A 25,529-nucleotide genomic window follows, 5' to 3' on the forward strand; every position below is an offset into this window, starting at 1 on the left:
AATGTCCTGTACGCGGCAACGCGCGGCCTCAGCCGCACTGCGCCGCCAAATGATTGACCAGCGTCTCCGCCAGCTCGCGCGGGTCGCCACTGTAGGCGCTATAGCCGCCTTCGCGCAGGCTGTCCGGCATGCTCGGGCAGACGCAGCTGTCCGCCCGCTGAGTCCAGATCTCGCCGCCCTGGCGGCGCACATAGGCCGCCGCGGCGCTGCCGTCGCTGCCCATGCCGCTGAAGGCAATCACCCCGCACAGGGCACCGAAGTGCTGCGCCAGGTTGAGCATCATCTGGTCGATGGACGGGCTGTAGGGCTCCGGCCAGGCACGTTTGGCGATCTGCATGGTGCCACCTTCGGCAAAACCGAGTTCGTGCACAATCGGTGCGACCACCACCTCGCCGCAGCGTACCGCATCCCCCTGCCTGGCCGGATTCACATGCCATTGGCTATGCCGGCCGACCGCTTGCGGCAACGCCGTTTCGAAGCTGGCATCGATATGCTGGGCATAGATGAACCCGATCGGCAGCCCCCCCGGCAGGGCATCGAGGAAGATTTTGACCGCGGCCGGGCCACCCAACGAGGCCGCCAACAGCCACACCTGCCGCGCTGGAGCACCGGCCACCAGCGGCGTGTCCGCCAGTGCGCGGGGCAAATCCAGGCGCGCTGGCCGCTGGGCTTCGCCAAGCAGCGCTTCGAGACTTGGACCGACCGCCTGGGTAGGATCACCGACCAGCCGCTTGAGCTTGCCGACCAGGCGGCGCTCCCAGCGCGGGTAATGCTCGGAATGCCGCTCCGGCGCATGGCCCTCGCCAAACAACACCGGGGCGCTGGCGTACTCCAGCAGGCTATCGACCAACGGCGAGTCTTCCGACTGCGCCAAATCGACCAGCCACAGATCGGTCTCACAGGCGGCCAACGCCTCTGCATCGAGGCGCGCCGGGTCACTGTTGAGCACTACGTGATAGCCGTTACCCGCCAACGCCTGCTGCAGCACATGGCGTTGCAGCGAGGTATCGGCAAGCACGGCGATGCGAGCGGCAGTTTTCTCAGTCATATCCGTTTGACCAGTTGTGCAATGGTTTCGAGCAGCAAGGACTCTTGGTACGGCTTGCCGAGGTAGTCGTTGACGCCGATGTTCATCGCCCGCTCACGGTGCTTCTCACCGGTACGCGAGGTGATCATGATGATCGGCAGGTCCTTCAGGCGCTCATCGTGGCGCACCAGGGTGGCCACTTCGAAGCCGTCCATGCGCGGCATTTCGATGTCCAGCAGCATGATATCGGGCTTGTGCTCCTGCAGCAGGGAGATCGCGTCGACCCCATCCTTGGCAGTCAACACGTTCATGCCGTTACGTTCCAACAGACGGCTGGTGACCTTGCGCACGGTGACCGAGTCATCCACCACCATCACCAGCGTCGGCCGTTCGGCTTCGAGCTCCGCGGGCAAGGCGGCACGGCTCGCGGTACGCGGCAGCAATTGGGTCAGCAGGTGGGCGTGCAGCACCCGGATAGTCGCCAACAGATCGAGAATCACCACCACCCGACCGTCACCGAGGATGGTCGCCCCGGAGATGCCATGCACCCCGGCGAACTGCGGGCCGAGGCTCTTCACCACGATTTCGCGCGAGCCGGCCAGGGAGTCCACCTGCACCGCCACCGCATGCTCGCTGGAGCGCACCAGAATCACCGGCAACGGCAGACTCTGGCCGACCAGCTTCGGCTGCTGGCCGTTGTTCAACAGATCGCCGAGGTAACGCAGTTCATAGGCCTGCCCGGCATACTCGAAGCGCGGCGCATCCGGCTGATAGTAAGCCTCCAGCTCGTACGGCGAGACCCGCACGATACCTTCGATGGTGTTCAGCGGAATGGCGTACAGGTCCTCGCCAGACAGCACCATCAGCGCGCGGTTGACCGATACGGTGAATGGCAGGCGGATCCGGAAGGTGCTGCCCTCGCCCGGGGTCGAGTCGATGCTCATGGAACCGCCGAGTTGCTTCACCTCGGAGTGCACCACGTCCATGCCGACGCCACGCCCGGAAATCTGCGTGACCTTCTCGGCGGTGGAGAAGCCCGCTTCCAGGATGAATTGCAGAACCTCGTGATCGGTAAGATCGGAGTCGGCATCCATCATGCCGCGCTCGATGGCCTTGCGGCGCACCGCGTCGAGCTTGATACCGCCGCCGTCGTCGGCGAGGGTCAGGACAATATCGCCGCCCTCACGGCCGAGACTCAGGCGGATGCTGCCCTGTTCCGTTTTGCCGGCGGCGCGGCGCACTTCAGCCGACTCGATCCCGTGGTCGACGGCGTTGCGCAGCATGTGCTCCAGCGGTGCGACGATGCGCTCCAGCACCGTGCGGTCCATCTCGCCGTCGGCGTTGCCGACATGGAACTCGACCTGCTTGCCTAGCTCGCTCGCCACCTGCCGGACGATACGGCGCAAGCGCGGCACCAGCCGATCGAAGGGCACCATGCGCGTACGCATCAAGCCTTCCTGCAGCTCGGTGTTGACCCGCGCCTGCTGCAGCAGCAGGGTTTCCGCGTCGCGGTTACGCGCCGCCAGGGTTTCTTTCAGGTCGAGCAAGTCGGATGCCGACTCGAACAGCGCGCGCGAGAGCTGCTGCAGCTGCGAGTGCCGGTCCATCTCCAGCGGGTCGAAGTCTTCGTAGCCGACACGCTCGGCCTCCGCTTGATAGCGGCTGATGATCTGCGATTGGGTTTCGATATCCAACCGGCGTAATTGATCGCGCACCCGGTCGATGGTGGCTTCCATTTCGCCGAGGGTGAAACCAAAGTCGCTGACCTGTTGCTCGACGCGACCGCGGAAGATCGAGGTCTCCCCCGCCAAGTTGACCAGGCCCTCCAGCAGCTCGGCCGGCACCTTGACCAACTCCTGCGGGGCGCGTCGGGCAGCGGCTTCCAGCGCCGCCTCTTGAGCACGCCGGACGAACGGCAAGACCTTCGCCGCCAACGGCACCGCCGGCACCTCGCTGGCCGCCATGATCGGGCTGCTCAAGGCATGGGCTGTCGGTGTGCGGGGTAGCGGTGTAACCGGCTCGGGCTGGGACTCCTCGGTCGACTCATCGGCAAGCTCCGCCGCCAGACTCTCATTGAGGCGCTGGCGCAATTGCTCGAGTTCGTGCTGCAGGCCTTCAAAACCGGACTGCACATCGAGAAACAGACTCTCCGACCAAGGTGCGTCTTGCTGCTGCGCCTCGCTCAGGCGCTGCTCCAGGTCATGGGTTAGATCGCCCAGGCTGTTCTGCCCGGCCAGCCGCGCGCCACCTTTCAAGGTGTGCAAGATGCGCAGCATATCGTTGATGGCCGCGCCATCGTCACGCTGTTTTCCCCAGCGGCCGATAGCGCTTTCCATGGCCTCCAGCAGGTCGTCACCTTCCTCGAGGAAGATGTCGAGAATATCTGCCTCGGCATCTTCAACCTGCGCGTCGACCGCGACCCTCAGGTGCACGCTGGGCGGTATGCTCAGTTGCTCATCCGGATTGGCGCGAAAGCGCCGGACAGTCTCGATCAGCGCCTCGCCGCTCGGCACGGCACGCTTGGCACGCACCGCTTCGAGCATTTCGGCGAGCCGATCATGGCAAGTCTGGAGCAGGTTAAAGAGCCCAGGACTGGCGCGCAAACGCCCGTCGCCAAGCCCCTCGTAGAGGAACTCCAACTCATGCGCAAGGTCGCCGATCTCACGGATTTCAGCCATCCGCGCACCACCCTTGAGGGTGTGTAGATCGCGCTGCAAAGACTCGAGCTCGATAGTGTTATCGAGGTCTTCCTTCCAGCGCTGCAGGGCCGCGCTGGAGCTATCGATGATGTCGAAACCTTCTTCGAGGAAAATTTCCACCAACTCGGGATCGCGCTCATCCTCGAAAGTCGACGCTGCTGGCGCGGCGAAGGCTTGCGGCTGGCTCAACTCAAGCGGTTCGGCGGGCGCGGCTTCTGCTACAGCACTTAACTCAAGCGGCTCAGCCAACGACAGCTCGTGCGGCTCAGCGCTCAATGGCGGGCGCGACTCGTCGGCCTGCTCACCCTCCAGCAGCGCCAACGGTGCCAGCTCAAGCTCGAATGCCTCTTCCACTTGCAGCTCGGCTTCGGCTTCAAAACCAGGTTGGGGCATGACAAGCGCCTTCGACAGGCTTTGCCCACCGCCCTGACGGAAGCTGCGAATCGCCTGGATCAGCTCGACAGGTTCGAGCAGCGGGTGCTTGGCCTGCAACTGTTCCAGCAACACGGCCAGACGGTCGTGGCTCTGTTGCAGCAAGCCCCTCAGCACTGGCGAATAGCTGTAACGCCGATCCACCAGGCCCTCGTACAGCGCTTCCAGCTCATGGGCGAGATCGCCGATCGGGCCAATCTCAGCCATCCGCGCACCACCTTTCAGGGTATGCAGATCACGCAGCAGAGAAGACAGCGCCCGATTATTGTTCGGTTCACTCAGCCAACGCTCCAAGGCCTGACCGGCGCTTTCGAGGATATCCACCGCCTCTTCGAGGAAGATCGCGACCATCTCCTCGTCCTGCGGGTCATGCGTGGCGACCGGCGACTCTGCTTCGACTGCCAGCCACGACTGTACTTCGAGCGCTACATCCGCGCCTTGCTCCGCGGGCTCGGAGCGCTGAAACGGCTCGCCGAGCGCCCACTCGGCCAATTCGAGTTCGGCAGTTGCCGCGTCCAGTTCGATGATTTGCAGCTGCGCATTGGCATCCGGCGTCAGCAAGGCCAGGGTCCGCGGGTCGAGAACCTCGCCCAGCAATGCACGCAAGGCTTCGACGCGTTCGGGTTGCGCGCTGACCTGCAGCCCGGCAGCGACCTGATCCATCATGCTGATCAGCGCTTCGTGCGCACTCTCGGCCTCACTGAAGAAGCGCGCACTGACGGCCAAGCTACCTTCTTCGACCGCACCGTAGAGATCCAGCAAGACTTCACAGAGTTCATCGATCTGCGGCAGCTCGGCCATCTCGGCACCACGGCCCAGGGTGCTCAGTTCGTCGAGCAGGGCACTGAGTTCCTGGCGCTCGGACGGATGCTCGCGCCAGCGGCGCAATAGATCCTCGGCGTCCAACAGGATATCCATGCCTTCGGCGAGAAAGATGCCGATCAGTTGCGGATCGCGAGTTTCACCTTGCTTGCCCTGACGCGCAGTTTGCGCGGCGTCCAGCCGGTCTTGGTGTAATTTGTGCGCGCGCTCGAGCAGCTCGGCAGCCCCCTCAATGGCGGCTAACGGCTGCTCTTCCAACTGCTCCAGACCACGGCGGAACAACTGCTCGGCACCCTGCAGCAACTCAGCCTCGGCCAGATCCATCGGGATCAGGTTGGCCTTGAATTCCTTGACCAGTTTTTCCAGTGGTGTAGCGATCTCGGCGATCGGCAGAATGCCGGCCATGTACGCACTGCCCTTGAGGGTATGCAGAGCGCGCTGCAGATCGTCGGTGACCGCTTGCGGCAGTTCCTGGGCGCAATCGGCAAGGAAACCGAGCAGGGTATCCAGGTGGGTTTCCGCCTCATTGCGGAAGATCTCGATCAACTGTGGATCGAGGGCATCAGCCACTGCGTCCACAACCGTTGCAGCCACAGGCTCGCCCACGGCTTCGGTTGCCTGCTGGGAGACCTGGGCATCAATTTTTGCGATGCTCTGACCCTTGGCCAACGCATGAGCAGTGGCGGCTAAGTGGTCGACATCGTCACGCTGACGCTGAGCCTTGGCGGCGAACTCTTCCACCAGCGCCGGCATCAACTCGACCACCTCGACTATGACTTGCTGCACCTCAGCGCCAGGCTGAATGCTGCGCTCCAGCACTCGATTGAGCAGATTCTCGATGGACCAGCCCAGTTCGCCAATAATCAGCGCACGAACCATCCGCCCACTGCCCTTGAGGGTGTGGAAGGCACGCCGGACTTCGCTGAGGGCTTCTTTATTGTCGGTGTCCGCACGCCACTGCGGCAGATACTCGGCGATGGTTTCCAGTACCTCGCCGACTTCCTCGATAAAGACTTCCAGCAGCTCTTCGTCTACCGGCTCCTCATCGGCCGGCGGCGGTAGCAGGCTGGGTGGTACCTCCTGGGCAGGCGGATTGATGGCCTGCACCGGCGCCGCCATAACCTCAGCCATGGACAGCGGCATCGAAGCGGGCGCGGCTTGCACCTCGGGCTCGAACGGCGCGCTCGGCAGCTCAACTTCAGGAAGTTCCAGCTCGGCCAGCTCGGCCTCGTTCCACTGGGCAGGCTCGCTCCACTGGGCAGGATTGTCGCTGAGCGCCGCAAAGCTCAGCTCTTCCAGCGCCAAGGTGCTGTCGCCAGCCCATTGCAGTGGTGCCTCGGCCAATTCCAGGCTGGGCAGTGGCGCCAACTCTGCCGGCGGCGCTGCGAGACTAAAGTCGATGTCTTCCAGAGCCATTTCTGGCAGCTCACTGAGGTTCCAATTGTCATCGGAAACCAGCAGCTCAGAACCCTCAGCGGCAACCTCGGCAAACTCCGGGCTCAGTTCGTCGCCGAACTCCAGATTTTCCAGCTCCAGGCTTGCCAGCTCAGGATCGGCCTCCTGGCTCTCCAGCGGCAGGCCCAATTCAAGTTCTTCCAGCGGCTCGTCGGCTAACACCTCGATGTCGTGCAGCGGATCAGCCAGCGGCGCAAAAGACTCTGCTGCAGGCTCGACACGATCCAGAATCGACGGCTTCTCCTGCAGCGGGTAGCCGAGGGTCTCCAGGCTCTCTTCGGCCACATCGAGGATCAGATCGCCCTGGGCCGCGTGGTCTTCGGTCAGCCGCTCGAGGTAATACTCGACGCTGGTGATGGCATCGGCCAGGGTGTCGAGACTCTGCCAGTTCGGCACCGCTTTGCGGGCCAGCAACTGTTCTTGAATGTAGCGATTACAGGCTTGCAGCAAGGCCGCAGCGCGCGCCAGCGGAATCATCGCCAGGCCACCACGAGCCTGGGTCAGTAGCTCAGGCACCCGGGCCAAGTGTTCGTGGTTCCACTGCGAAGCGATGAACTCGATGATCGCGTCTTTGGCCTGTTCCAGGCCGTTGCGCGCTTCCTTGATGACCAGTTGGTGAATCTGCGCCACATCGGTGGTCGGCAGGTGGCTTTCTTCGCGGCTAGCCTCATCGGCCGGGCCAACCATGCCGGCCAAGGTCGCTTCCACATACAACAGCGCCCCGGCGACATCCATCAGCACCGCATCGCTCGGCTCGCGCTGGCCGAGAGACAAGCCGTGCACCACATCGATCTGATCGACAATCACTTTGCGCGGCTGGCCGAAACCGAGCACCGCCAGGGTGTCGGCGATCTGCTTGAGCGGCGCCAGTTGGCTGTCCAGTTCGGCGACTTTGCTGCGGTCGCTGCGGACAAACAGGTCGAGACTGTCCTTGACCCGCACCAGCTCTTCGCACAGCGCGGCGACCACCGAGCGCATCGCATCGCGATCCGGCCCGGCCAGGCGCGCACGCTCTTCGTCCACCACCTCGTGGTCCGGCAAGGCGTCATCGAGGCGATAGTGTTCTTTCAAGACGCGGATCCGCGGCGATTGCGCCGGGGCCTTCGCCACATAGAACAGCAGGTTTTTGATCAGTTCGTCCGGAGCCGCCTGGTTGATGCCCTCCGCACCCTGTTCCAGCAGACGCTTGAGCTCTTTATCCACCTGGCGGAGCAAGGTTCGCACCGAGGTACCGTTGAGCACGCTGCCGTTGGCCAGGCCCTCGATCATGCCCGACGCGATCTGCCACAGCGGGCCAAGCGGAGCGCCGTTGCAGAGCACTTCGAGACGGGCAAAAACCCGCGCCATATAGCCCAGGTTGGCGCCGAGGTCCTGGTTGCGGATCACCCCGACCAAGGCCATCTGCAACATCTGCCGCAGCTTGCGCAACAAGACCGGGAGCTCGGCGGTACGCAGTCGTGCCAGCGACTCCACCGACAGTGCCGGCTGACGAGCCGACATGTCCGGCGAGAACAGACTGGTTTCCGACAGCAGTTTCTCGCCGCGTGCCGCGCGCAAATCATTCAGCAGCGGCAACACCACCATCGGCAGATCGCGCCGCGCGGTCTGAATTCGGTCCAGATAAACCGGCAGCTGCAGAATCGCCTGCATCAGCACTTCCAGGGCCTCAGCCTGGTTGGCCACGCGGCTTTCCATCAGCGCCTGGGACAGCTGCTCCATTTCTTCCGCGAGCAGCGCCGCACCGTAGAACTCCACCATCTGCAGAGTGCCATGGACCTGGTGTACATAGGTCAGACAGAAACGCATGCGTGTCGAGTCCTGCGGGCTCTCGACGAACGCCTCCAGGGCTTGCCGCGCCTGCTTCAGGGTTTCCGCGATCTCGCCTTTGACCCACTCCAGGGCGACATAGTCGTGCCGATCACCCATAGCCACTCCACTCATAACCGCACGTTACCCCTTTCGGGTAAAAGCCAGCACTCGCTCGTCGGCCACCGGTTCTAGATCCGGGTGTTGCCAACCGACCACTTCGCCGACGCCGACTACCAGCAGACCACCCGGTGCCAGGCGCTCGGCCAGGCGGTTGAGGATCTCGCGGCGGCGCCAGCGACGAAAATAGATCAGCAAGTTCTGACAGAAAATGACGTCCATGCCGGACATTGGCGCCTTCGCCAACTCCAGCACATTGAGCCGAGCGCAACACACTCGCGCAGCCAGGCTCGGTACTACCTTAAAACGTCCATCGGCCTGTGCGTCAAAGTAACGCTCGCACAGGTCCATATCCATTTGCTCGAGCTTGCGCGCGCCGTATTGACCCTCGCGCGCCTTGCTCAGGGCATTCAGACTGATATCGGTACCGGTCACGCCAAAATGCTCGGGGTATTCACTCTCACGCAACACCTCCGCGGCACTGATCGCCAAGGAGTAAGCCTCCTCACCACTGGCGCAACCCACGCTCCACAAGGCCCAGGGTTGCTCACCGACTTCAACTCGCGCCAGGCGCCCACCCAGGTAATGCTCAAGTACCTGGAAGGATGGGCGATGGCGGAAAAACCGAGTTTCTTGAACCGTCAGGCGATCCAGCAGGGTCGACCATTCCACCGCCCCTCTCGGGCCATCGGTGACCTGTCGGTAGTAGCTGGCATAGTCAGGCACCCCCAGTTCGCGCATCCGCGCGCTCAGGTTGGTCTGTAAAAACGCCTGGCGCTGTTCGCTGATCACTACCCCGGTACGCTCTTCCAACAACGCTTGCCAGTCGTGGAATTCTGCCGGAGTCATATCGACCAGGGGTTTCAAGGTCCAGGCCCCGCTTGGCTGCATGCCGTGCCCCTCGCTCATGGCCGCGTGGCGGCGACCTCTTCAGGTCGCCGCACCTCTCCTGATCAGGCTTGATCCGTGGCTTCCGGCAAGGTAAAGCCGGAAACCGACCGACGCATCTCACTGGCCATCTTGGCCAGGTTACCAATGCTCTTGGCGGTAGCCGTGGTGCCTGAGGAGGTCTGCGAGGTGATCTCCTGAATCACGTTCATGGTGTTGGAGATATGACCCGCCGAGGAAGCTTGCTGCCGAGCGGCGTTGGAGATGTTCTGAATCAAGGCCGCGAGGGTCTTGGATACTTTTTCAATCTCTTCCAGGGCCACACCGGCGTCTTGCGCCAGGTGGGCACCGCGCACCACTTCAGAGGTGGTTTGCTCCATCGAGATAACCGCTTCGTTGGTGTCGGTCTGAATCGTTTTAACCAACGCCTCGATCTGCTTGGTTGCCGCGGAGGAACGTTCCGCGAGGCGTTGTACCTCGTCCGCTACCACGGCGAAGCCACGACCCGCGTCACCGGCCATGGAGGCCTGGATCGCGGCGTTCAGGGCGAGGATGTTGGTCTGGTCGGCAATGTCGTTAATCAAGCTGACGATATCACCGATCTCCTGGGACGATTCACCGAGGCGTTTGATCCGCTTCGAGGTGTCCTGGATCTGCTCACGGATGTTATCCATGCCGGTGATGGTGTTATGCACCACCTCGTTGCCTTTGTTGGCGATGGCTACCGAACGCTCCGCTACTGCGGAGGATTCCGAGGCGTTCGCCGATACCTGGTCAATCGACACGGCCATTTCGTTGATCGCCGCAGAAGCACCGGCGATTTCCTGCGCCTGGTGCTCGGAAGCTTCGGCCAGGTGCATGGCTGTCGCCTGGGTTTCCTGGGCGGCCGCTGCCACTTGTACGGCGGTCAAGTTGATCGTTGCGACCAGGTCACGCAGTTGGTCGATCGAGTAGTTGATCGAGTCCGCGATGGCGCCGGTGAAGTCTTCGGTTACCGTTGCCGCTACCGTCAGGTCACCGTCGGCGAGGTCGGCGATTTCATCCAGCAGTCGCAGAATTGCCGCCTGGTTACGCTCATTCTTCTCGGCGGTTTCAGCCAGACGACGACGGGTGCTCTGCACCATGACCAAGCTGATCAAGATAATCGAGGCCAATGCCAACAGACCCAGAACATAACCGGCGAGGGTATTCAGGTGACGGCCGCCGGCCAGGTTTTCAAAACCGCTGGCCAGTTGCGAGGCTTTGTCCAGCAAGGTCTGGGAAACGCTGAAGATGCTGCTGGCAGATTCCCGCACCTGGAACAACTCTGGCGAGGTCTCCAGAATCTCGTCCACCGAACCGGAAACGAACTCGAACAGCTCGGAAATTTCCGCCAGTCGCTCGAGGGCTTCCTGGTCGGTCACCTTGGCGATCTTCATCGCCGCATTGCCTTCCAGCATCGCGCTCAGTACGCGGCCGAACAGGCTGGCATCGCGGCCGAACATGTCGGCGGCCTGCACCGAGTCTTCGTCACCGGCGAGCACCTTGTTCACCGAGCCGAGGATACGTTCGGCCAGCAACGATTGACGCTGGGCTACCGACACCTGGGCAGCCGGCGCACCGCTCTCGAGGAGAATGTCGACCACCTCTTCGTACTCGACCTGCAGTTGCGGAATGGTTTCCGCCAAGGTCGCGGCGACCTGGTGCAGGGAGAGAACCGTCTGCTCGCTGGCGAGAATGGCATCGGCGTTCTGCCGCAGGCTGTCCCAGTCCTGTTGCACGGCGGCCATTTCCGGCTGCACCGTTTCTGGAGCTGACGGCAGCCCCGTCGACTCGTCACCCTTGACCAGGAAGCCCCAGCGCTTCTCGAAGTCGTTGCGCGCGTCTTTCAGCAGGGCGAAGGCCTCGACCTTACCCGCCGCCGCTTCCGTGGCGTTCTTCGCGATCCGCTGGGAGAGTACACGCAGCTCACCGGAGTGGCTGATGTATCCCTTGTCATAGTTCGACTGGGTGTTGATATAGGCGAAGTTGGCGAACAACAACACGATGGACACGATCAGGACGATAAAAAGCCCCGCGATCAAGGTGCTGCTGCGCATCCCAGCCAATAGATTGCCTGCGTTTAGTTTTTTCATTATTTGGCCCCCGCCTGGACCGACCGCACTACGTTGTTTCCCATGTAACGCCAAAGGGCCGGCAACGCCGACCCAACCGAAAACTATTTAGAACGCCACGTCGAGGAAGCCCGGATGCTGTGCCAGCGCATGAGGACTGAACACTAGCCAGGGCTGTTCGCGCTGGAAGACCCCGTGAATGAAGGGCTGAACGGCCGTCTCGAGCGGTGGTAGATGCTCGGAAAAGCTATCCACCGGGAAGTGCTGCATGCCGAACACTTCATCGACTGTCAGGCCGGCGAAGACCTCCTGATGATCCACCACTAATACCCGCCGTTGCTTACGCAATGGCGACAGCTCATTGCCGAAGAAACCACACAGGTCCATCACCGGCAGCAAGCGACCGCGCACGTTGGCGACGCCCTTGACCCAACTTTTCACGCCCGGCAACAGGGTAAACCTCGGCTCGTGCAGCACTTCGCCCACCTCTCCCATGGGTGCAACAAACAGTCGCTCGCCCATGCGAAAACCAATGCCGCTCCAGGTCTGCACCACCGCGCGCTGCGACGGCAGCCCAGCCGCCAGCAACCGACAGCGTTGGTCGATCTCGAGGAGAAGCTGAAAGGGGGTCTGTACGTCCGACATGTCGGCCTGGGCCTTTTTCTTATTTTATTAGCTACGAACTAGCACGGTCAGCCGACCAGCACCGCATTCAAGGTTTTCAGCAGCGTGTCTTCATCCACCGGCTTGGTCAAGTAGTCACGCGCACCTTGGCGCTTACCCCAGACCTTATCGGTTTCCTGATCTTTGGTGGTGACGATGATCACCGGGATGTGACTGGTATCCTCATCTTTGGTCAGCTGACGGGTTGCCTGAAAGCCATTCAGGCCAGGCATGACGATATCCATCAGGACTGCATCGGGCTTTTCCTGGCGAGCTAGCGCCACGCCATCAGCACCATTTTCCGCCTTGAGCACCTGATGCCCATGCTTTTCGAGCATGGCGGTCAGCTTGTACATCTCGGTCGGCGAGTCATCAACAATTAAAATTCGAGCCATGGTGTTCCCCATATGGAAGATGCGTCACCGCCCTTGCGGGCGGACGTCAGGATACTTGTTCCACCGGGGTGAAGTTAGGTACATGAGCCTTAATGGCACCGAGCAGCTCTTCCTTGCTAAAAGGCTTGGTGAGGTACTGGTCGGAGCCGACGATACGGCCTTTGGCCTTATCGAATAGACCATCCTTGGAGGACAACATGATCACCGGGGTGGATTTGAAAGCACTGTTATTTTTAATTAGGGCGCAGGTCTGATAGCCATCAAGCCGCGGCATCATGATGTCGACAAAGATGATACTGGGATGAGTGTCGGCGATTTTAGCCAGCGCATCGAAGCCATCTACCGCGGTAATGACCTCGCAACCCACTTTTTTCAGCAAGGTTTCCGCAGTGCGACGAATCGTCTTCGAATCGTCAATCACCATGACCCTCAACCCTTCGGAATGCTGTTCCATGTTCGCCCTACCATCGCCTCGGTGAGTCGTTATTTTTCTACGTTTTCAGTGCGCCTGAGGCCCTACCAGCGACGGGCTGCGACCCAATCGTAGGCCTTTTTAGCACACTCTCTAGATGCAATCCATAAGTCCTAGAAGTGCAAGGTTTTTCCTTGACCGGGAAGGTCGTCGGCGCCACCCTGGCGCCATACAGTCTAGCCTCGGCAGCTTTTTGCTGTCGCATTCCTTTTGCGGAGGATTCCCCCCATGAGCGTTCGCCTCGGCATAGTCATGGATCCGATTGCGCGCATTTCCTTCAAGAAGGACAGCTCGCTGGCCATGCTGCTGGCCGCTCAGGCCCGTGGCTGGTCTCTCTTCTATATGGAACAGCCCGATCTTTACCAAATTGGCGGTGAGGCCCGGGCGCGCATGCGCCCACTCAAAGTCTTCGAAGATCCCCAACGCTGGTTCGAACTGGACGCTGAAAGCGATCTCCCGCTGAGCGAACTCGACGTGATCCTGATGCGCAAGGATCCACCCTTCGACATGGAGTTCGTCTATTGCACCTATCTATTGGAGCAAGCCGAGCGCGCCGGCGTGCTGGTGGTCAATCGCCCGCAGAGCCTACGCGACTGCAACGAGAAACTCTTTGCCACCCAGTTCCCCCACTGCACCCCGCCGACGCTGGTCAGCCGCCGTGCCGATATTCTGCGCGAGTTCGCCAAAGAGCAGCGTGACATCATTCTCAAACCCTTGGATGGCATGGGCGGCTCTTCGATCTTTCGCCATCGCGAAGGCGACCCCAACCTCTCGGTGATTCTCGAGACCCTGACCGCCCACGGCACCCAGCAAATCATGGCGCAGGGTTACCTGCCGGCGATCAAGGACGGCGACAAGCGCATCCTGATGATTGACGGCGAACCTATCCCCTATTGCCTGGCGCGCATCCCGGCCGCCGGCGAAACCCGCGGCAACCTGGCCGCCGGCGGACGTGGCGAGGCGCGCCCCCTGAGCGAGCGCGATCGCTGGATCGCCGCCCAGGTCGGCCCGACGCTGCGCGAGAAAGGCCTGCTATTTGTCGGCCTGGATGTGATCGGCGAACACCTCACCGAGATCAATGTCACCAGCCCGACCTGCATCCGCGAGATCGACAACGCCTTTGGGACGAAGATTGGCGAGCAATTGATGGAGGCCATCGCCAAACAGCTGAGCCGGCACGGAACAACCTCACGCTGAAATGCTCAGTGTTTCACCAAGCCGCGCAGTGCTTCATAGACTTTTTCCCGAGCCCTCGGCAGACTGCGCGGCAACCTGAACTGCCCCCGATAATCGATGAACGCAGCCGCCCTTCCACCTGAACTGTCTGCCGCTGGCGTCCGCCCAGCGGATCGGCTGGGTTTTACCCTGTTTCTCGCCGCGGCGCTGCATGTGGCGCTAATCCTCGGCATCAGCTTCACCCTGGCCGAACCGAACCAGATCAGCAAGACCCTGGAAATCACCCTGTCCACGTTCAAGAGCAAGGAAAAGCCCAAACAGGCCGACTACCTCGCCCAGGACAACCAACAGGGCAGCGGCACCCTGGAGCACAAAGCCGCACCGAAGACGACCGAGAAAGCGCTATTCCAGGGTAAAGAAGTCAAACGCACCGCCCCGCCGGCCGCCCCGCGGCAGACCACGCGCCAGGAAGCACCGAAAACCGCGGTCGCCACCCGCACCCCGCAGCGGCAGAAAACACCGGTCAAGCGCGAGCAAGCCAAACCCGAACCGCAAACGCGTCCAGCACCGGCGTTCGATAGCGAACAACTGTCCGCCGAAATCTCCAGCCTGGAGGCCGAACTGGCGCAAGAACAACAGCTGTACGCCAAGCGTCCGAAGATTCACCGACTGAACGCCGCCTCGACCATGCGCGACAAAGGTGCCTGGTATAAGGATGAGTGGCGCAAGAAAGTCGAGCGGGTGGGCAACCTCAACTATCCCGACGAGGCACGCCGCCAGCGGATTTACGGCAACCTCAGACTGCTGGTCTCGATTAACCGCGACGGCAGCTTGTACGAGGTGCAGGTGCTGGAGTCCTCTGGGCAACCGCTACTCGACCAAGCGGCCCTGCGCATCGTTCGCCTGGCCGCACCCTTCTCGCCGTTCAGCGGCGATCTGGCGGATATCGATCGCCTGGAGATCATCCGGACCTGGCGCTTCGAGCGCGGCGACCGCCTGTCGAGCAAGTGAGTGCTGCTTGTCAGGGTGGCCACCTAGCGGCCACACTATTACCCATGAAAGACGCCAGCCCGAGCTACCTCAAGCATCACCTGCTGATTGCCATGCCGCACATGGCCGATCCGCATTTCGTGCAGACTGTCAGCTACATCGTCGAGCACAACGCCCAAGGCGCCATGGGCCTGGTGATCAATCGACCCAGCGGGCTGAGCCTCGCCGACGTGCTCGAACAATTGCGCCCGGATAACCCCCCAGCACTCCTATGCCAGAGCCTGCCGATCTTTTCCGGCGGCCCGGTGCAGACCGACCGCGGCTTTGTCCTGCACCCCAGCGGACAACAATTCCAAGCCACCCTGGAATTGGGCGAGCTCGCGCTATCGACCTCGCAGGATGCGCTGTTCGCCATTGCCGACGGCATAGGCCCGGAGAAATACCTGATCACCCTGGGCTACGCGGGCTGGGAGGCCGGACAACTGGAGAGCGAACTGGTCAATAACGTCTGGCTGACCTGTCCAGCGGACCCCCACATTCTCTTCGACCTGCCCTACGATCAACGCCTGAATGCCGCGGCCGAGCGCCTGGGCATCAACCTCAGCCTGCTGACTTCCCAGGCCGGGCACGCTTGATGGCCGCGACTCCCGCCGCCGCCAAGCCGCTGCGCCTCCTGCTCGGTTTCGATTACGGCACCAAACAGATTGGCGTCGCCGTCGGCCAGGCGATTACCGGCCAGGCTCGCGAACTCTGTGTATTAAAAGCGCAGAATGGCGTACCCGACTGGCAGAAAGTCGAGGCGCTGATCCGTGAATGGCAGCCCGACGCCCTAGTCGTCGGGCTGCCGCTGAACATGGACGGCACCCCCAGCGAGATGAGCGAGCGAGCGGAAAAATTCGCCCGCCGCCTGAATGGCCGCTTCAACCTGCCAGTGCATACCCACGACGAACGCCTGACCACCTATGCCGCCAAAGGCGAGCGGCTGAGCCAAGGCCAACGCGGCGGCTACCGGGAAAACCCGGTCGACGCCCTGGCGGCCGCCCTGCTGCTGCAAGGCTGGCTGGAAGAACACCTAGATATTTGACCCAGAACAGTTGCCACTCGCGCCAAGCATCCGAAGCCTGCCGCGCACGGTTGCCACACGTCCCGAGGAGCGCCCATGAGCCTGCCCAACCCCGCCGAGCTGCTGCCGCAGATGGCTGCCGCGCTGAGCACCCACCTGGCCAGCCGCAAAATCGCCGAGCCGCGCTTTATCGGCATTCACACCGGCGGTGTCTGGGTCGCCCAGGCACTGCTGCAGGCCCTCGGCCGCAACGAGGTGCTGGGGATTCTCGACGTTTCCTTCTATCGCGACGACTTCACCCAGAACGGCCTGCACCCGCAAGTGCGCCCCTCGGAACTGCCGTTCGAGATCGAAGGCCAGCATCTGGTGTTGGTCGACGACGTGCTGATGAGCGGCCGGACCATCCGCGCCGCCCTCAATGAACTGTTCGACTACGGCCGCCCCGCCAGCGTGACGCTGGTCTGCCTGCTCGACCTCAGTGCCCGCGAGCTGCCGATTCGTCCCGATGTGGTCGGCGCCATACTGTCGCTCGCCCCCAGCGAGCGAGTAAAATTGCTCGGCCCCGCGCCGCTCACCCTTGAGCAGCAGCCCCCCGCCGCCACCTGAAAAAGCTGTTTTTCAAAGTAGTCGAGCGAAGGTCAGGCAAGGCAAAAATGGCTGAGGACGCGGAGTTTACACGCTGTAAATGAGCAGTCCGAAGCCATTTTTAACGCAGCATCACCGAGCGCAGACACTTTGCAAACAGCTTTGAGAACCCCGCGATGACACCGACAGATGCCAAGCGCCCGCTGCAGCTCAACGATCAGGGCCAGCTACGCCACTTCCTCACGCTCGACGGCCTGCCGCGTGAGCTGCTGACCGAAATCCTCGACACCGCCGACTCGTTCCTCGAAGTCGGCGCCCGCGCGGTGAAAAAAGTCCCGCTACTGCGCGGCAAGACCGTGTGCAATGTGTTCTTCGAGAACTCCACGCGCACCCGCACCACCTTCGAGCTGGCGGCCCAGCGGCTGTCCGCGGACGTGATCACGCTGAACGTCTCCACTTCATCGACCAGCAAGGGCGAGACGCTGCTCGACACCCTGCGCAACCTGGAAGCGATGGCCGCCGACATCTTCGTGGTCCGCCACGCCGACTCCGGCGCCGCACATTTTATCGCCGAGCATGTCTGCCCAAACAGGGCGATCATCAACGGTGGTGACGGCCGCCATGCGCACCCGACCCAGGGCATGCTCGACATGCTGACCATCCGTCGGCACAAGGGCGACTTTGAAAACCTCTCGGTGGCGATAGTCGGCGATATCCTGCATTCGCGGGTGGCGCGCTCGAACATGCTGGCGCTGAAGACCCTCGGCTGCCCGGACATCCGCGTGATCGCACCGAAAACCCTGCTACCGGTCGGTATCGAGCAATACGGCGTGCGCGTGTTCACCGACCTCGCCGAAGGCCTGAAGGACGTCGACGTGGTCATCATGCTGCGCCTGCAGCGTGAACGCATGACCGGCGGCCTGCTGCCCAGCGAGGGCGAGTTCTACCGCCTCTACGGCCTGACCAGTGAGCGCTTGAAGCTGGCCAAGCCGGATGCCCTGGTCATGCACCCCGGCCCCATCAACCGAGGTGTGGAGATCGAGTCGGCGGTGGCCGATGGCCCGCAGTCGGTGATCCTCAATCAAGTCACCTACGGCATTGCCATCCGCATGGCGGTGCTGTCCATGGCCATGAGCGGACAGAACGCCCAGCGCCAACTCAATCAAGACGCCGAGGAGCAGAACTGATGCGCATCGTTATCCTCGGCGCCCGCGTGATCGACCCGGCCAGCGGACTGGATCAGCTCAGCGACCTGTACCTGCAAGACGGTAAAATCGCCGCAATTGGCCAGGCGCCAGCCGGTTTCGTGGCCGAACAGAGTATCGACGCACAAGGCCTGGTCGCCGCACCCGGCCTGGTCGATCTCAGTGTCGCGCTGCGCGAGCCTGGCTACAGCCGCAAAGGCAGCATCGCCAGCGAGACCCTCGCCGCAGCGGCCGGTGGCATCACCAGCCTGTGCTGCCCGCCGCTCACTCGACCGATTCTGGATACGCCGGCCGTCGCCGAACTGATCCTCGACCGCGCCCGCGCCGCCGGCCACACCAAGGTGTTCCCGATCGGCGCACTGAGCAAGGGCCTGGCCGGCGAGCAGTTGGCCGAACTGGTCGCCCTGCGCGACGCCGGTTGCGTGGCCTTCGGCAATGGCCTGGACAGCTTCAAGAATAACCGCACCCTGCGCCGCGCCCTGGAGTACGCGGCGACCTTCGACCTGTGCGTGGTGTTCCACTCGCAAGATCACGACCTGGCCGAAGGTGGTCTGGCCCACGAAGGGGCGACCGCCAGCTTTCTCGGCCTGCCGGGCATCCCGGAAAGCGCCGAGACCGTCGCCTTGGCCCGCGACCTGCTGCTGGTCGAGCAAACCGGCGTGCGCGCGCACTTCAGCCAACTGACCAGCGCGCGCGGCGCCCAGCTGATCGCCGAGGCGCAAGCCCGCGGCCTGCCGGTCACCGCGGATGTCGCGCTGTATCAGCTTATTCTCACGGATGAGGCGCTGATCGACTTCTCCAGCCTCTACCATGTGCAGCCGCCGCTGCGCACCGGCGCCGACCGTGACGGCCTGCGCGCCGCCGTGAGGTCCGGGGTGATCCAGGCCATCGCCAGCCATCACCAGCCCCATGAGGCGGACGCCAAGCTGGCGCCGTTCGGCGCCACCGAGCCCGGCATCAGCAGCGTCGAACTGCTGCTGCCGCTGGCACTGAGCCTGGTGCAGGACGGCCTGCTGGATCTGCCGACCCTGCTGGCCCGCCTCAGCATCGGCCCCGCCCAGGCTCTACGCCTGCCCGCGGGCCGACTGGCCGTCGGGCAGCCCGCCGACCTGGTGCTATTCGACCCCCAGGCTTCGACCCTGGCCGGTGAAACCTGGTACTCCAAGGGTGAGAACTGCCCGTTCATCGGCCACTGCCTGCCGGGTTCCGTGCGCTACACCCTGGTGGATGGGCATATCAGCTACCAGGCCTGAGTCCACCCGTGCAGAAAAAGCCCGCCAATCGGCGGGCTTTTTCTGCACGGCCTATTTAGCCGCGCTGAGCGTTACGCACCGAGACCTGCTCGTTCAGCGTCCAGAAATCGTAGAGCACCCCAAGCAGGAAGAAACCGCCGGTGAGCAGGTAGAGGATTCCGCTGATCCACTTGCCTTGATACATGCGATGCACACCGAACACACCGAGAAAGGTCAGCAGAATCCAGGCGACGTTGTAGTCCGTCTCCCCAGCGTTGAAACGCAAATCTGCCTCGCGATCCATCGAAGGGATCAGGAACAGATCGATGATCCAGCCGATGAACAACAGGCCGAGGGTGAAGAACCAGATGGTTCCGGTCACCGGCTTACCGTAATAGAAACGGTGCGCGCCGAGGAAACCGAAGATCCACAACAGATAACCTATGACCTTACTGTGGGTATCCTGACGTACGTCCATGATTGCCTCCTGGCAGATGGCTGATGCTGTTCTGAGCGCTGAATCCAACGCAGATTTATCGGTACTGGAACGCCTACAGCAGGCGGCCTGACCCGGCTTGCCTGAGCGTATCCCAACCACCATTCTGGCAACCGCAGAGGCAGGTTTCCTCACTCAAAACACCGTAAAAAGCGGCATTTTGTCGCACTGATTCGGCTATTGGACACGAGTTCTAATCGACCAATGGTCAAAAAATGTGCAAAAAAACTGTTATAAAGTTGCGCGCCTCCAACCACGAGCCCTGCCAAATGCGTTTGATTTACCTGACATGGCTAACCATTTGCCTTGCTTTGCCACTCGCCGCGCAAGCGACTAACCGCTATCAGCCGCTGCCTGCCGGCTCCACCGGACACACGGTCAAAGCCTATTCGGCCAGCAGCCGCAGCACGCACAAACCGTCCCCCTCGGCGCTGGCGGCCGAGCACAGCAGCAACGTCTTGAGCCGCGCGGTAAACGCCCTCGGCATCCGCTACCGCTGGGGTGGCAGCACACCGGAAAAAGGTTTCGACTGCAGCGGCCTGGTCAAATACGCCTTCGACAATATCGACGAGGTGGATCTCCCCCGCACGTCCAACGCCATGTCGCGCGCCGACGGGCTAAAAGTCTCGCGGGACGAACTCGAACCGGGTGACCTGCTGTTCTTCAACATCAGAAGCCGCAAGGTCAACCATGTCGCGATCTACCTCGGCAACGATCGGTTCATTCATGCGCCACGCCGCGGCAAAAGCGTCACCATCGACACCCTGAACAAACCCTACTGGAAACGCCACTACGTGCTGGCCAAGCGCGTACTGCCGAACAGCGAGCCCGCCAGCGGCTCGCAGCTGCGCCTCAGTCAGCGCTGAGGGCGCCATCCCGGCCAAGGGCAAGCCAACGCGAACAGGAAAACCCACGCCGCCCGCGGCTTACCCGGCGGCTTAGCGGAAACGCCGGCCGGTATCTTCCTCGCTGGTCTCCAGCGACAGGCCCTGAGAAATGCTGGTCAGATGCTCGCCATCGGTCTCCGAACCGAGCTTGATCATCAAGCGCAGGTCGTTGGCCGAGTCGGCATAGGCCAGCGCATCTTCATAGGTGATCTCGCCCTGGGTATACAGCTGATAGAGCGCCTGATCGAAGGTCTGCATGCCCAGTTCGGTCGAGCGTTTCATCAAGGCCTTCAGCTCGTGCACCTCACCTTTGCGGATCAAGTCGGCCGCCAGCGGGGTGTTGATCAGCACTTCGATCACCGCGCGCCGGCCCTTTCCATCCGGGGTCGGCACCAGTTGCTGGGCGACGATGGCCTTGAGGTTCAGCGACAAGTCCATCCACACCTGACTCTGCCGGTCGGCCGGAAAGAAGTTGATGATCCGATCCAGCGCCTGGTTGGCGTTGTTGGCGTGCAAGGTGGCCAGGCACAAGTGGCCGGTTTCGGCGAACGCCACGGCGTGATCCATGGTCTCGCGGGTGCGCACCTCACCGATCAGGATCACGTCGGGGGCCTGGCGCAGGGTGTTCTTCAGCGCCACCTCGAAGGACTCGGTATCGATCCCCACTTCGCGCTGAGTGACGATACAGCTCTGGTGCTGGTGGATGTATTCGATCGGGTCTTCGATGGAAATGATGTGGCCGCTGCTGTTCTTGTTGCGGTAACCGATCATCGCCGCCAGCGAGGTCGACTTACCGGTACCGGTCGCGCCGACGAACAACACCAGCCCACGCTTGGTCAGCGCCAGCTTCTTCAGCACTTCCGGCAGCTTGAGATCGTCCAGAGTCGGAATATTGGTCTCGATGCGCCGCAGCACCATCCCCGCCAGGTTGCGCTGATAGAAGGCACTGACCCGGAAGCGGCCGATACCGCGCGCACTGATGGCGAAGTTGCATTCATGGTTTTCGGCAAAGTCCCGACGTTGCTGCTCGTTCATCACCGAGTGTACGATTTCACGGGCCTGCTCTGGCGACAGGGGGGTCTTGGTCACCGGCATGATCTTGCCATTGACCTTCATCGACGGCGGCACACCCGCCGTAATAAACAGGTCGGAGCCTCCCTTTTCCATCATCAAACGCAGCAGTTTTTCGAATTCCATGGACTCTCTCGCCTATCACGCGACTCACTCACGGCAGTCTTGCAGGTACCGCCAGCCCGAAGGGCGAGTCGATTGCGAGCGTGTACCGCAACCGACGTAACCCGCCCTGCCACCTAGCGGGGCGGATACGGATCAGAAATTTTCTGGGGTCTTGGATTTTTCCCGGGCGTTATCGCGGGTGATCAAGCCCTTGGCCACCAAGCCCTTGAGACAGGAGTCGAGGGTCTGCATGCCCAGCGAACCACCTGTCTGGATCGCCGAATACATCTGCGCGACCTTGTCTTCGCGGATCAGGTTACGGATCGCCGGGGTGCCGATCATGATCTCGTGGGCGGCCACTCGACCACCGCCGACCTTCTTGATCAGGGTTTGCGAGATCACCGACTGCAGCGACTCGGACAGCATGGAGCGGACCATGGACTTCTCTTCCGCCGGGAATACGTCGACCACCCGGTCGATGGTCTTGGCGGCCGAGGTGGTGTGCAGGGTACCGAACACCAGGTGCCCGGTTTCCGCGGCGGTCAGCGCCAGACGGATGGTTTCCAGGTCGCGCATCTCACCGACCAGGATGATGTCCGGGTCTTCCCGCAGTGCCGAACGCAGCGCTTCGGAGAAGCCGAGGGTATCGCGATGCACTTCCCGCTGGTTGATCAGGCACTTTTTCGACTCGTGAACGAATTCGATCGGGTCTTCAACGGTGAGAATATGGTGATATTTGGTGCTATTCAGATAGTCGAGCATCGCCGCCAGCGTGGTCGACTTGCCCGAACCGGTCGGCCCGGTGACCAAGACCAGGCCACGCGGCACATCGGAAATCTTCTTGAAGATCTCGCCCATGCCCAGGTCTTCCATGGACAGCACCTTGGACGGAATGGTCCGAAATACCGCACCGGCACCGCGGTTCTGGTTGAAGGCGTTGACCCGGAAGCGCGCGACACCGGGGACTTCGAAGGAGAAGTCGGTCTCGAGAAACTCCTCGAAATCCTTACGCTGCTTGTCATTCATGATGTCGTAGATCAGCGCATGCACCTGCTTATGATCCAGGGCGGGTAAATTGATTCGCCGCACATCGCCGTCGACCCGAATCATCGGCGGCAAACCAGCAGAGAGGTGCAGGTCTGAAGCGCCTTGCTTGGCGCTGAAGGCAAGCAGCTCGGTGATATCCATGGAACTCCCTAAAGACAAAGGTAGAATGCCGCAGACCCTAGGCGGCTGGCGCAGGTAATGTCCACGATAGCAGAGAATATTGCAAAGGTCGGTGAGCGTATCCGTGAGGCGGCGCAAGCCTCGCAGCGCGATTACGCGGCGATCGGCCTATTGGCAGTGAGTAAAACCAAGCCGGCGCAAGCCATCCGTGAAGCCTGCGCGGCAGGCCTGCACGACTTTGGTGAAAACTACCTGCAGGAGGCCCTGGGCAAACAGGCCGAGCTGAGCGATTTGCCCTTGATTTGGCATTTCATCGGCCCCATTCAGTCGAACAAGACCAAAGCCATCGCCGAGCATTTCAGCTGGGTACATTCGGTCGACCGGCTCAAGATTGCACAACGCCTGTCTGAACAGCGTCCGCCACAGCTACCGCCACTGAATATCTGCTTGCAGGTCAATGTCAGCGGCGAGGCAAGCAAATCCGGCTGTGCTCCCGAGGATTTACCGGCGCTAGCGGCCGCGGTCGCGAAGTTGCCACGGCTTAAACTGCGCGGACTGATGGCCATTCCCGAACCGACCGAGGATCTCGCCGCGCAGCATGCGGCCTTCGCCCAAGTACGAGCGCTGCAGGCCAGCCTGAACCTGGAACTCGACACCCTCTCCATGGGCATGAGCCACGATCTGGAAGCCGCGATTGCCGAAGGCGCCAGCTGGGTGCGGATTGGCACGGCCCTGTTTGGCGCCCGCGACTACAGCCACCGATGAATCGGCCAACCCCTAGCCTGGGCTGCCCCAACCTTAATAAAGGAAGCATTTTATGAGCGATACCCGCATTGCTTTTATCGGCGCCGGCAACATGGCCGCCAGCCTGATCGGCGGCCTACGCGCCCAAGGCATGGAGGCCGCGCGTATCCGTGCCAGCGACCCAGGCGCCGAGAAACGCGCCAAGATTGCCGCCGAGTACGGTATTGCAGTCGTTGCCGATAACGCCGAGGCCATCCAGGGCGCGGACGTGATAGTCCTGGCCGTCAAGCCGCAAGCCATGAAAACCGTCTGCCAAGCCCTGGCGCCGAGCCTCAGCGGCACGCAATTGATTGTCTCCATCGCCGCCGGCATCACCTGCGCCAGCCTGCAGAACTGGTTGGGCGCCCAGCCAATAGTGCGCTGCATGCCGAACACCCCGGCACTGCTGCGCCAGGGCGCCAGCGGCCTGTACGCCAACGCGCTGGTGTCCGCGGCGCAACGCCAACAGGCCGAGCAACTGCTCGCGGCGGTCGGTGTGGCACTGTGGCTGGACGAGGAACAGCTGATCGACGCGGTGACCGCCGTCTCCGGCAGCGGCCCGGCGTATTTCTTCCTGCTGATCGAGGCGATGACAGCGGCCGGCGAGAAGCTCGGCCTGCCGCGCGCCACGGCCGCCCAGCTGACCCTGCAAACGGCGCTGGGGGCTGCGCGTATGGCCGTCAGCAGCGAGGTCGAGGCCGCCGAGTTGCGCCGCCGCGTCACCTCGCCCGCCGGCACGACCGAGGCGGCGATCAAGGCCCTCCAGGCCGGTGGCTTCGAGGCCCTGGTCGAACAGGCACTCAACGCCGCCGCACGGCGTTCCGCCGAACTGGCCGAACAACTGGGTCAATAGGAGCCATTAATGTCCGGATTCATCGAAGCCCTCATCTACATCATCCAGACGCTCGGCAGCCTGTACCTGCTGATCGTGCTGTTGCGCTTCATCCTGCAACTGGTGCGCGCCGACTTCTATAACCCGCTCAGCCAGTTCATCGTGCGCGCCACCCAGCCACTGCTCAAGCCACTGCGGCGGATCATTCCGGGCTTCGGCGGGCTGGATATGGCCTCGCTGGTGCTGGCGATCCTGGTGCAGTTGCTGCTGCTGATCGTCACCCTGGTCCTGATGGGTTACGGCATCGGCGACTATCTGCTGCAGTTGCTGGTCTGGTCGGTCATCAGCGTCACCTCGCTGCTCCTCAAGGTGTTCTTCTTCGCCCTAATCGTCAGCGTGATCCTCTCCTGGGTCGCCCAAGGCAGCCACAATCCGGGCGCCCAGCTGGTCAATCAGATCTGCGAGCCGCTGCTGATGCCGATCCGGCGCATCCTGCCGAGCATGGGCGGCCTGGATATCTCGCCGATCTTCGCCTTTATCGCACTGAACCTGATCGACCGATTCGTCCTCGGCAAGCTGGCGATCGCCACCGGCATGCCGCCGATCCTCAGCCCCTTCCTCTGAGATGCCGTTCTACCGTTGGGATGGCGATGACCTGCTCCTCGACTGCCACCTGCAGCCCAAGGCCAGTTGCGACGAGTTCGCCGGGCTGCATGGCGAGCGGTTGAAGATTCGCCTCACCGCCCCGCCGGTGGAAGGTAAGGCCAATGCGCACTTGCTGGCCTTTCTCGCCAGTGCCTTCGGCGTCGCCAAGCGCCAGGTCAGCCTGGAAAGTGGCGAGCTGAACCGGCAGAAGCGCGTGCGCATCCACAACCCCAAGCGCCTCCCGCCCGAGCTCGGGCTGACCGACCTTAAGACGGGCCGCTGAGCCCGCCTGATTGACGCGCGCGCCACGACCCGCATAATGCACCACAGTGGCAAGCGGCCATATGCCTTGCGTTCGGCGCAAGCGAGGATGTCGCTCAGCGGCTCACCAGAGCTTGCTCGGCCGCTGTGTACTGATCT

Annotated in this window: 22 protein-coding genes; 12 read left to right on the forward strand and 10 right to left on the reverse strand. The window is 62.3% G+C overall.

The genetic code is table 11. The annotated features are described in order from the left end of the window. Nucleotides 1–28 precede the first annotated feature (28 nt). From FFS12_RS05535 to pilG, 7 genes are all read right to left on the reverse strand, one after another. A complete protein-coding gene (locus FFS12_RS05535) occupies nt 29–1,048 on the reverse strand; it encodes a chemotaxis protein CheB (RefSeq protein ID WP_137885915.1) in 1,020 nt (339 codons plus the stop codon). Beyond that, nucleotides 1,045–8,361 (reverse strand): Hpt domain-containing protein, encoded by a 7,317-nt coding sequence (locus tag FFS12_RS05540; RefSeq protein WP_137885916.1) that lies wholly within the window; start codon nt 8,359–8,361, stop codon nt 1,045–1,047. The genes FFS12_RS05535 and FFS12_RS05540 overlap by 4 nt, the downstream gene beginning before the upstream one ends. Nucleotides 8,362–8,385: 24 nt before the next feature. After that, the gene (locus tag FFS12_RS05545; protein ID WP_137885917.1) at nt 8,386–9,252 is read right to left on the reverse strand and encodes a CheR family methyltransferase; all 867 of its coding nucleotides are present in this window, start codon (nt 9,250–9,252) and stop codon (nt 8,386–8,388) included. Between the two features lie 62 nt (nt 9,253–9,314). Beyond that, nucleotides 9,315–11,363, reverse strand: a complete 2,049-nt coding sequence (locus FFS12_RS05550) for a methyl-accepting chemotaxis protein (protein ID WP_137885918.1) — start codon at nt 11,361–11,363, stop codon at nt 9,315–9,317. 87 nt (nt 11,364–11,450) lie between these two features. After that, nucleotides 11,451–11,987: a chemotaxis protein CheW gene (locus FFS12_RS05555; protein ID WP_137885919.1), complete on the reverse strand. Its 537-nt coding sequence runs from the start codon at nt 11,985–11,987 to the stop codon at nt 11,451–11,453. Between the two features lie 47 nt (nt 11,988–12,034). Further along, complete coding sequence (pilH, locus tag FFS12_RS05560) at nt 12,035–12,400, reverse strand: twitching motility response regulator PilH (RefSeq protein ID WP_137819322.1); 366 nt, start codon at nt 12,398–12,400, stop codon at nt 12,035–12,037. Nucleotides 12,401–12,446: 46 nt separating this feature from the next. Then, nucleotides 12,447–12,854 (reverse strand): twitching motility response regulator PilG, encoded by a 408-nt coding sequence (pilG, locus tag FFS12_RS05565; protein WP_137819321.1) that lies wholly within the window; start codon nt 12,852–12,854, stop codon nt 12,447–12,449. Nucleotides 12,855–13,100: 246 nt separating this feature from the next. On the opposite strand from pilG, the gene gshB reads away from it, so the two are divergent. The 7 genes from gshB to FFS12_RS05600 all read left to right on the forward strand — a co-directional run bounded on the left by gshB (nt 13,101) and on the right by FFS12_RS05600 (nt 19,144). Continuing rightward, nucleotides 13,101–14,069, forward strand: a complete 969-nt coding sequence (gshB, locus tag FFS12_RS05570) for a glutathione synthase (RefSeq protein WP_137885920.1) — start codon at nt 13,101–13,103, stop codon at nt 14,067–14,069. Nucleotides 14,070–14,165: 96 nt separating this feature from the next. After that, nucleotides 14,166–15,059: an energy transducer TonB gene (locus FFS12_RS05575; protein ID WP_137885921.1), complete on the forward strand. Its 894-nt coding sequence runs from the start codon at nt 14,166–14,168 to the stop codon at nt 15,057–15,059. Nucleotides 15,060–15,103: 44 nt separating this feature from the next. Beyond that, nucleotides 15,104–15,673: a YqgE/AlgH family protein gene (locus tag FFS12_RS05580; RefSeq protein ID WP_137885922.1), complete on the forward strand. Its 570-nt coding sequence runs from the start codon at nt 15,104–15,106 to the stop codon at nt 15,671–15,673. Then, nucleotides 15,673–16,122, forward strand: coding sequence for a Holliday junction resolvase RuvX (gene ruvX, locus FFS12_RS05585; protein WP_137885923.1), 450 nt, complete (start codon nt 15,673–15,675; stop codon nt 16,120–16,122). Before FFS12_RS05580 ends, ruvX begins: the two co-directional genes overlap by 1 nt. A gap of 75 nt (nt 16,123–16,197) precedes the next feature. Continuing rightward, nucleotides 16,198–16,707: a bifunctional pyr operon transcriptional regulator/uracil phosphoribosyltransferase PyrR gene (pyrR, locus tag FFS12_RS05590; RefSeq protein ID WP_137885924.1), complete on the forward strand. Its 510-nt coding sequence runs from the start codon at nt 16,198–16,200 to the stop codon at nt 16,705–16,707. A 155-nt stretch (nt 16,708–16,862) separates the two neighbouring features. Beyond that, complete coding sequence (locus FFS12_RS05595; protein ID WP_137819315.1) at nt 16,863–17,873, forward strand: aspartate carbamoyltransferase catalytic subunit; 1,011 nt, start codon at nt 16,863–16,865, stop codon at nt 17,871–17,873. Beyond that, entirely contained in the window at nt 17,873–19,144 is a 1,272-nt protein-coding gene (locus FFS12_RS05600; RefSeq protein ID WP_137885925.1) for a dihydroorotase, read from the forward strand. The genes FFS12_RS05595 and FFS12_RS05600 overlap by 1 nt, the downstream gene beginning before the upstream one ends. Nucleotides 19,145–19,199: 55 nt before the next feature. On the opposite strand, the gene FFS12_RS05605 is transcribed toward FFS12_RS05600, so the two are convergent. After that, complete coding sequence (locus tag FFS12_RS05605; RefSeq protein ID WP_137885926.1) at nt 19,200–19,601, reverse strand: TM2 domain-containing protein; 402 nt, start codon at nt 19,599–19,601, stop codon at nt 19,200–19,202. 287 nt (nt 19,602–19,888) lie between these two features. Between FFS12_RS05605 and FFS12_RS05610 the strand changes: the two genes are divergently transcribed. Beyond that, nucleotides 19,889–20,485: a C40 family peptidase gene (locus FFS12_RS05610; RefSeq protein WP_137885927.1), complete on the forward strand. Its 597-nt coding sequence runs from the start codon at nt 19,889–19,891 to the stop codon at nt 20,483–20,485. A 72-nt stretch (nt 20,486–20,557) separates the two neighbouring features. Here the strand turns inward: FFS12_RS05610 and FFS12_RS05615 are convergent, their stop codons facing one another. Both FFS12_RS05615 and pilT read right to left on the reverse strand, forming a co-directional pair. After that, the gene (locus FFS12_RS05615) at nt 20,558–21,703 is read right to left on the reverse strand and encodes a PilT/PilU family type 4a pilus ATPase (RefSeq protein WP_137885928.1); all 1,146 of its coding nucleotides are present in this window, start codon (nt 21,701–21,703) and stop codon (nt 20,558–20,560) included. A gap of 132 nt (nt 21,704–21,835) precedes the next feature. After that, nucleotides 21,836–22,870 carry a type IV pilus twitching motility protein PilT gene (gene pilT / locus FFS12_RS05620; protein WP_137819310.1) on the reverse strand — a complete coding sequence of 345 codons (1,035 nt, stop codon included), beginning with the start codon at nt 22,868–22,870 and terminating at the stop codon, nt 21,836–21,838. A 57-nt stretch (nt 22,871–22,927) separates the two neighbouring features. Here pilT and FFS12_RS05625 point away from each other — a divergent pair, with 57 nt between their 5' ends. From FFS12_RS05625 to FFS12_RS05640, 4 genes are read left to right on the forward strand one after another with little or no spacing between them, the layout of a single operon-like run. Further along, a complete protein-coding gene (locus tag FFS12_RS05625) occupies nt 22,928–23,614 on the forward strand; it encodes a YggS family pyridoxal phosphate-dependent enzyme (RefSeq protein WP_137885929.1) in 687 nt (228 codons plus the stop codon). A 52-nt stretch (nt 23,615–23,666) separates the two neighbouring features. Continuing rightward, a complete protein-coding gene (proC, locus tag FFS12_RS05630) occupies nt 23,667–24,485 on the forward strand; it encodes a pyrroline-5-carboxylate reductase (protein WP_137885930.1) in 819 nt (272 codons plus the stop codon). Between the two features lie 9 nt (nt 24,486–24,494). Beyond that, nucleotides 24,495–25,088 carry a YggT family protein gene (locus FFS12_RS05635; protein WP_137885931.1) on the forward strand — a complete coding sequence of 198 codons (594 nt, stop codon included), beginning with the start codon at nt 24,495–24,497 and terminating at the stop codon, nt 25,086–25,088. 1 nt (nt 25,089) lies between these two features. Continuing rightward, nucleotides 25,090–25,392: a DUF167 domain-containing protein gene (locus FFS12_RS05640; protein WP_137885932.1), complete on the forward strand. Its 303-nt coding sequence runs from the start codon at nt 25,090–25,092 to the stop codon at nt 25,390–25,392. Nucleotides 25,393–25,529 lie beyond the last annotated feature (137 nt).

Origin of the sequence: Pseudomonas sp. 2FE, assembly GCF_005503735.1 — a bacterium.
GTDB lineage: Bacteria > Pseudomonadota > Gammaproteobacteria > Pseudomonadales > Pseudomonadaceae > Aquipseudomonas.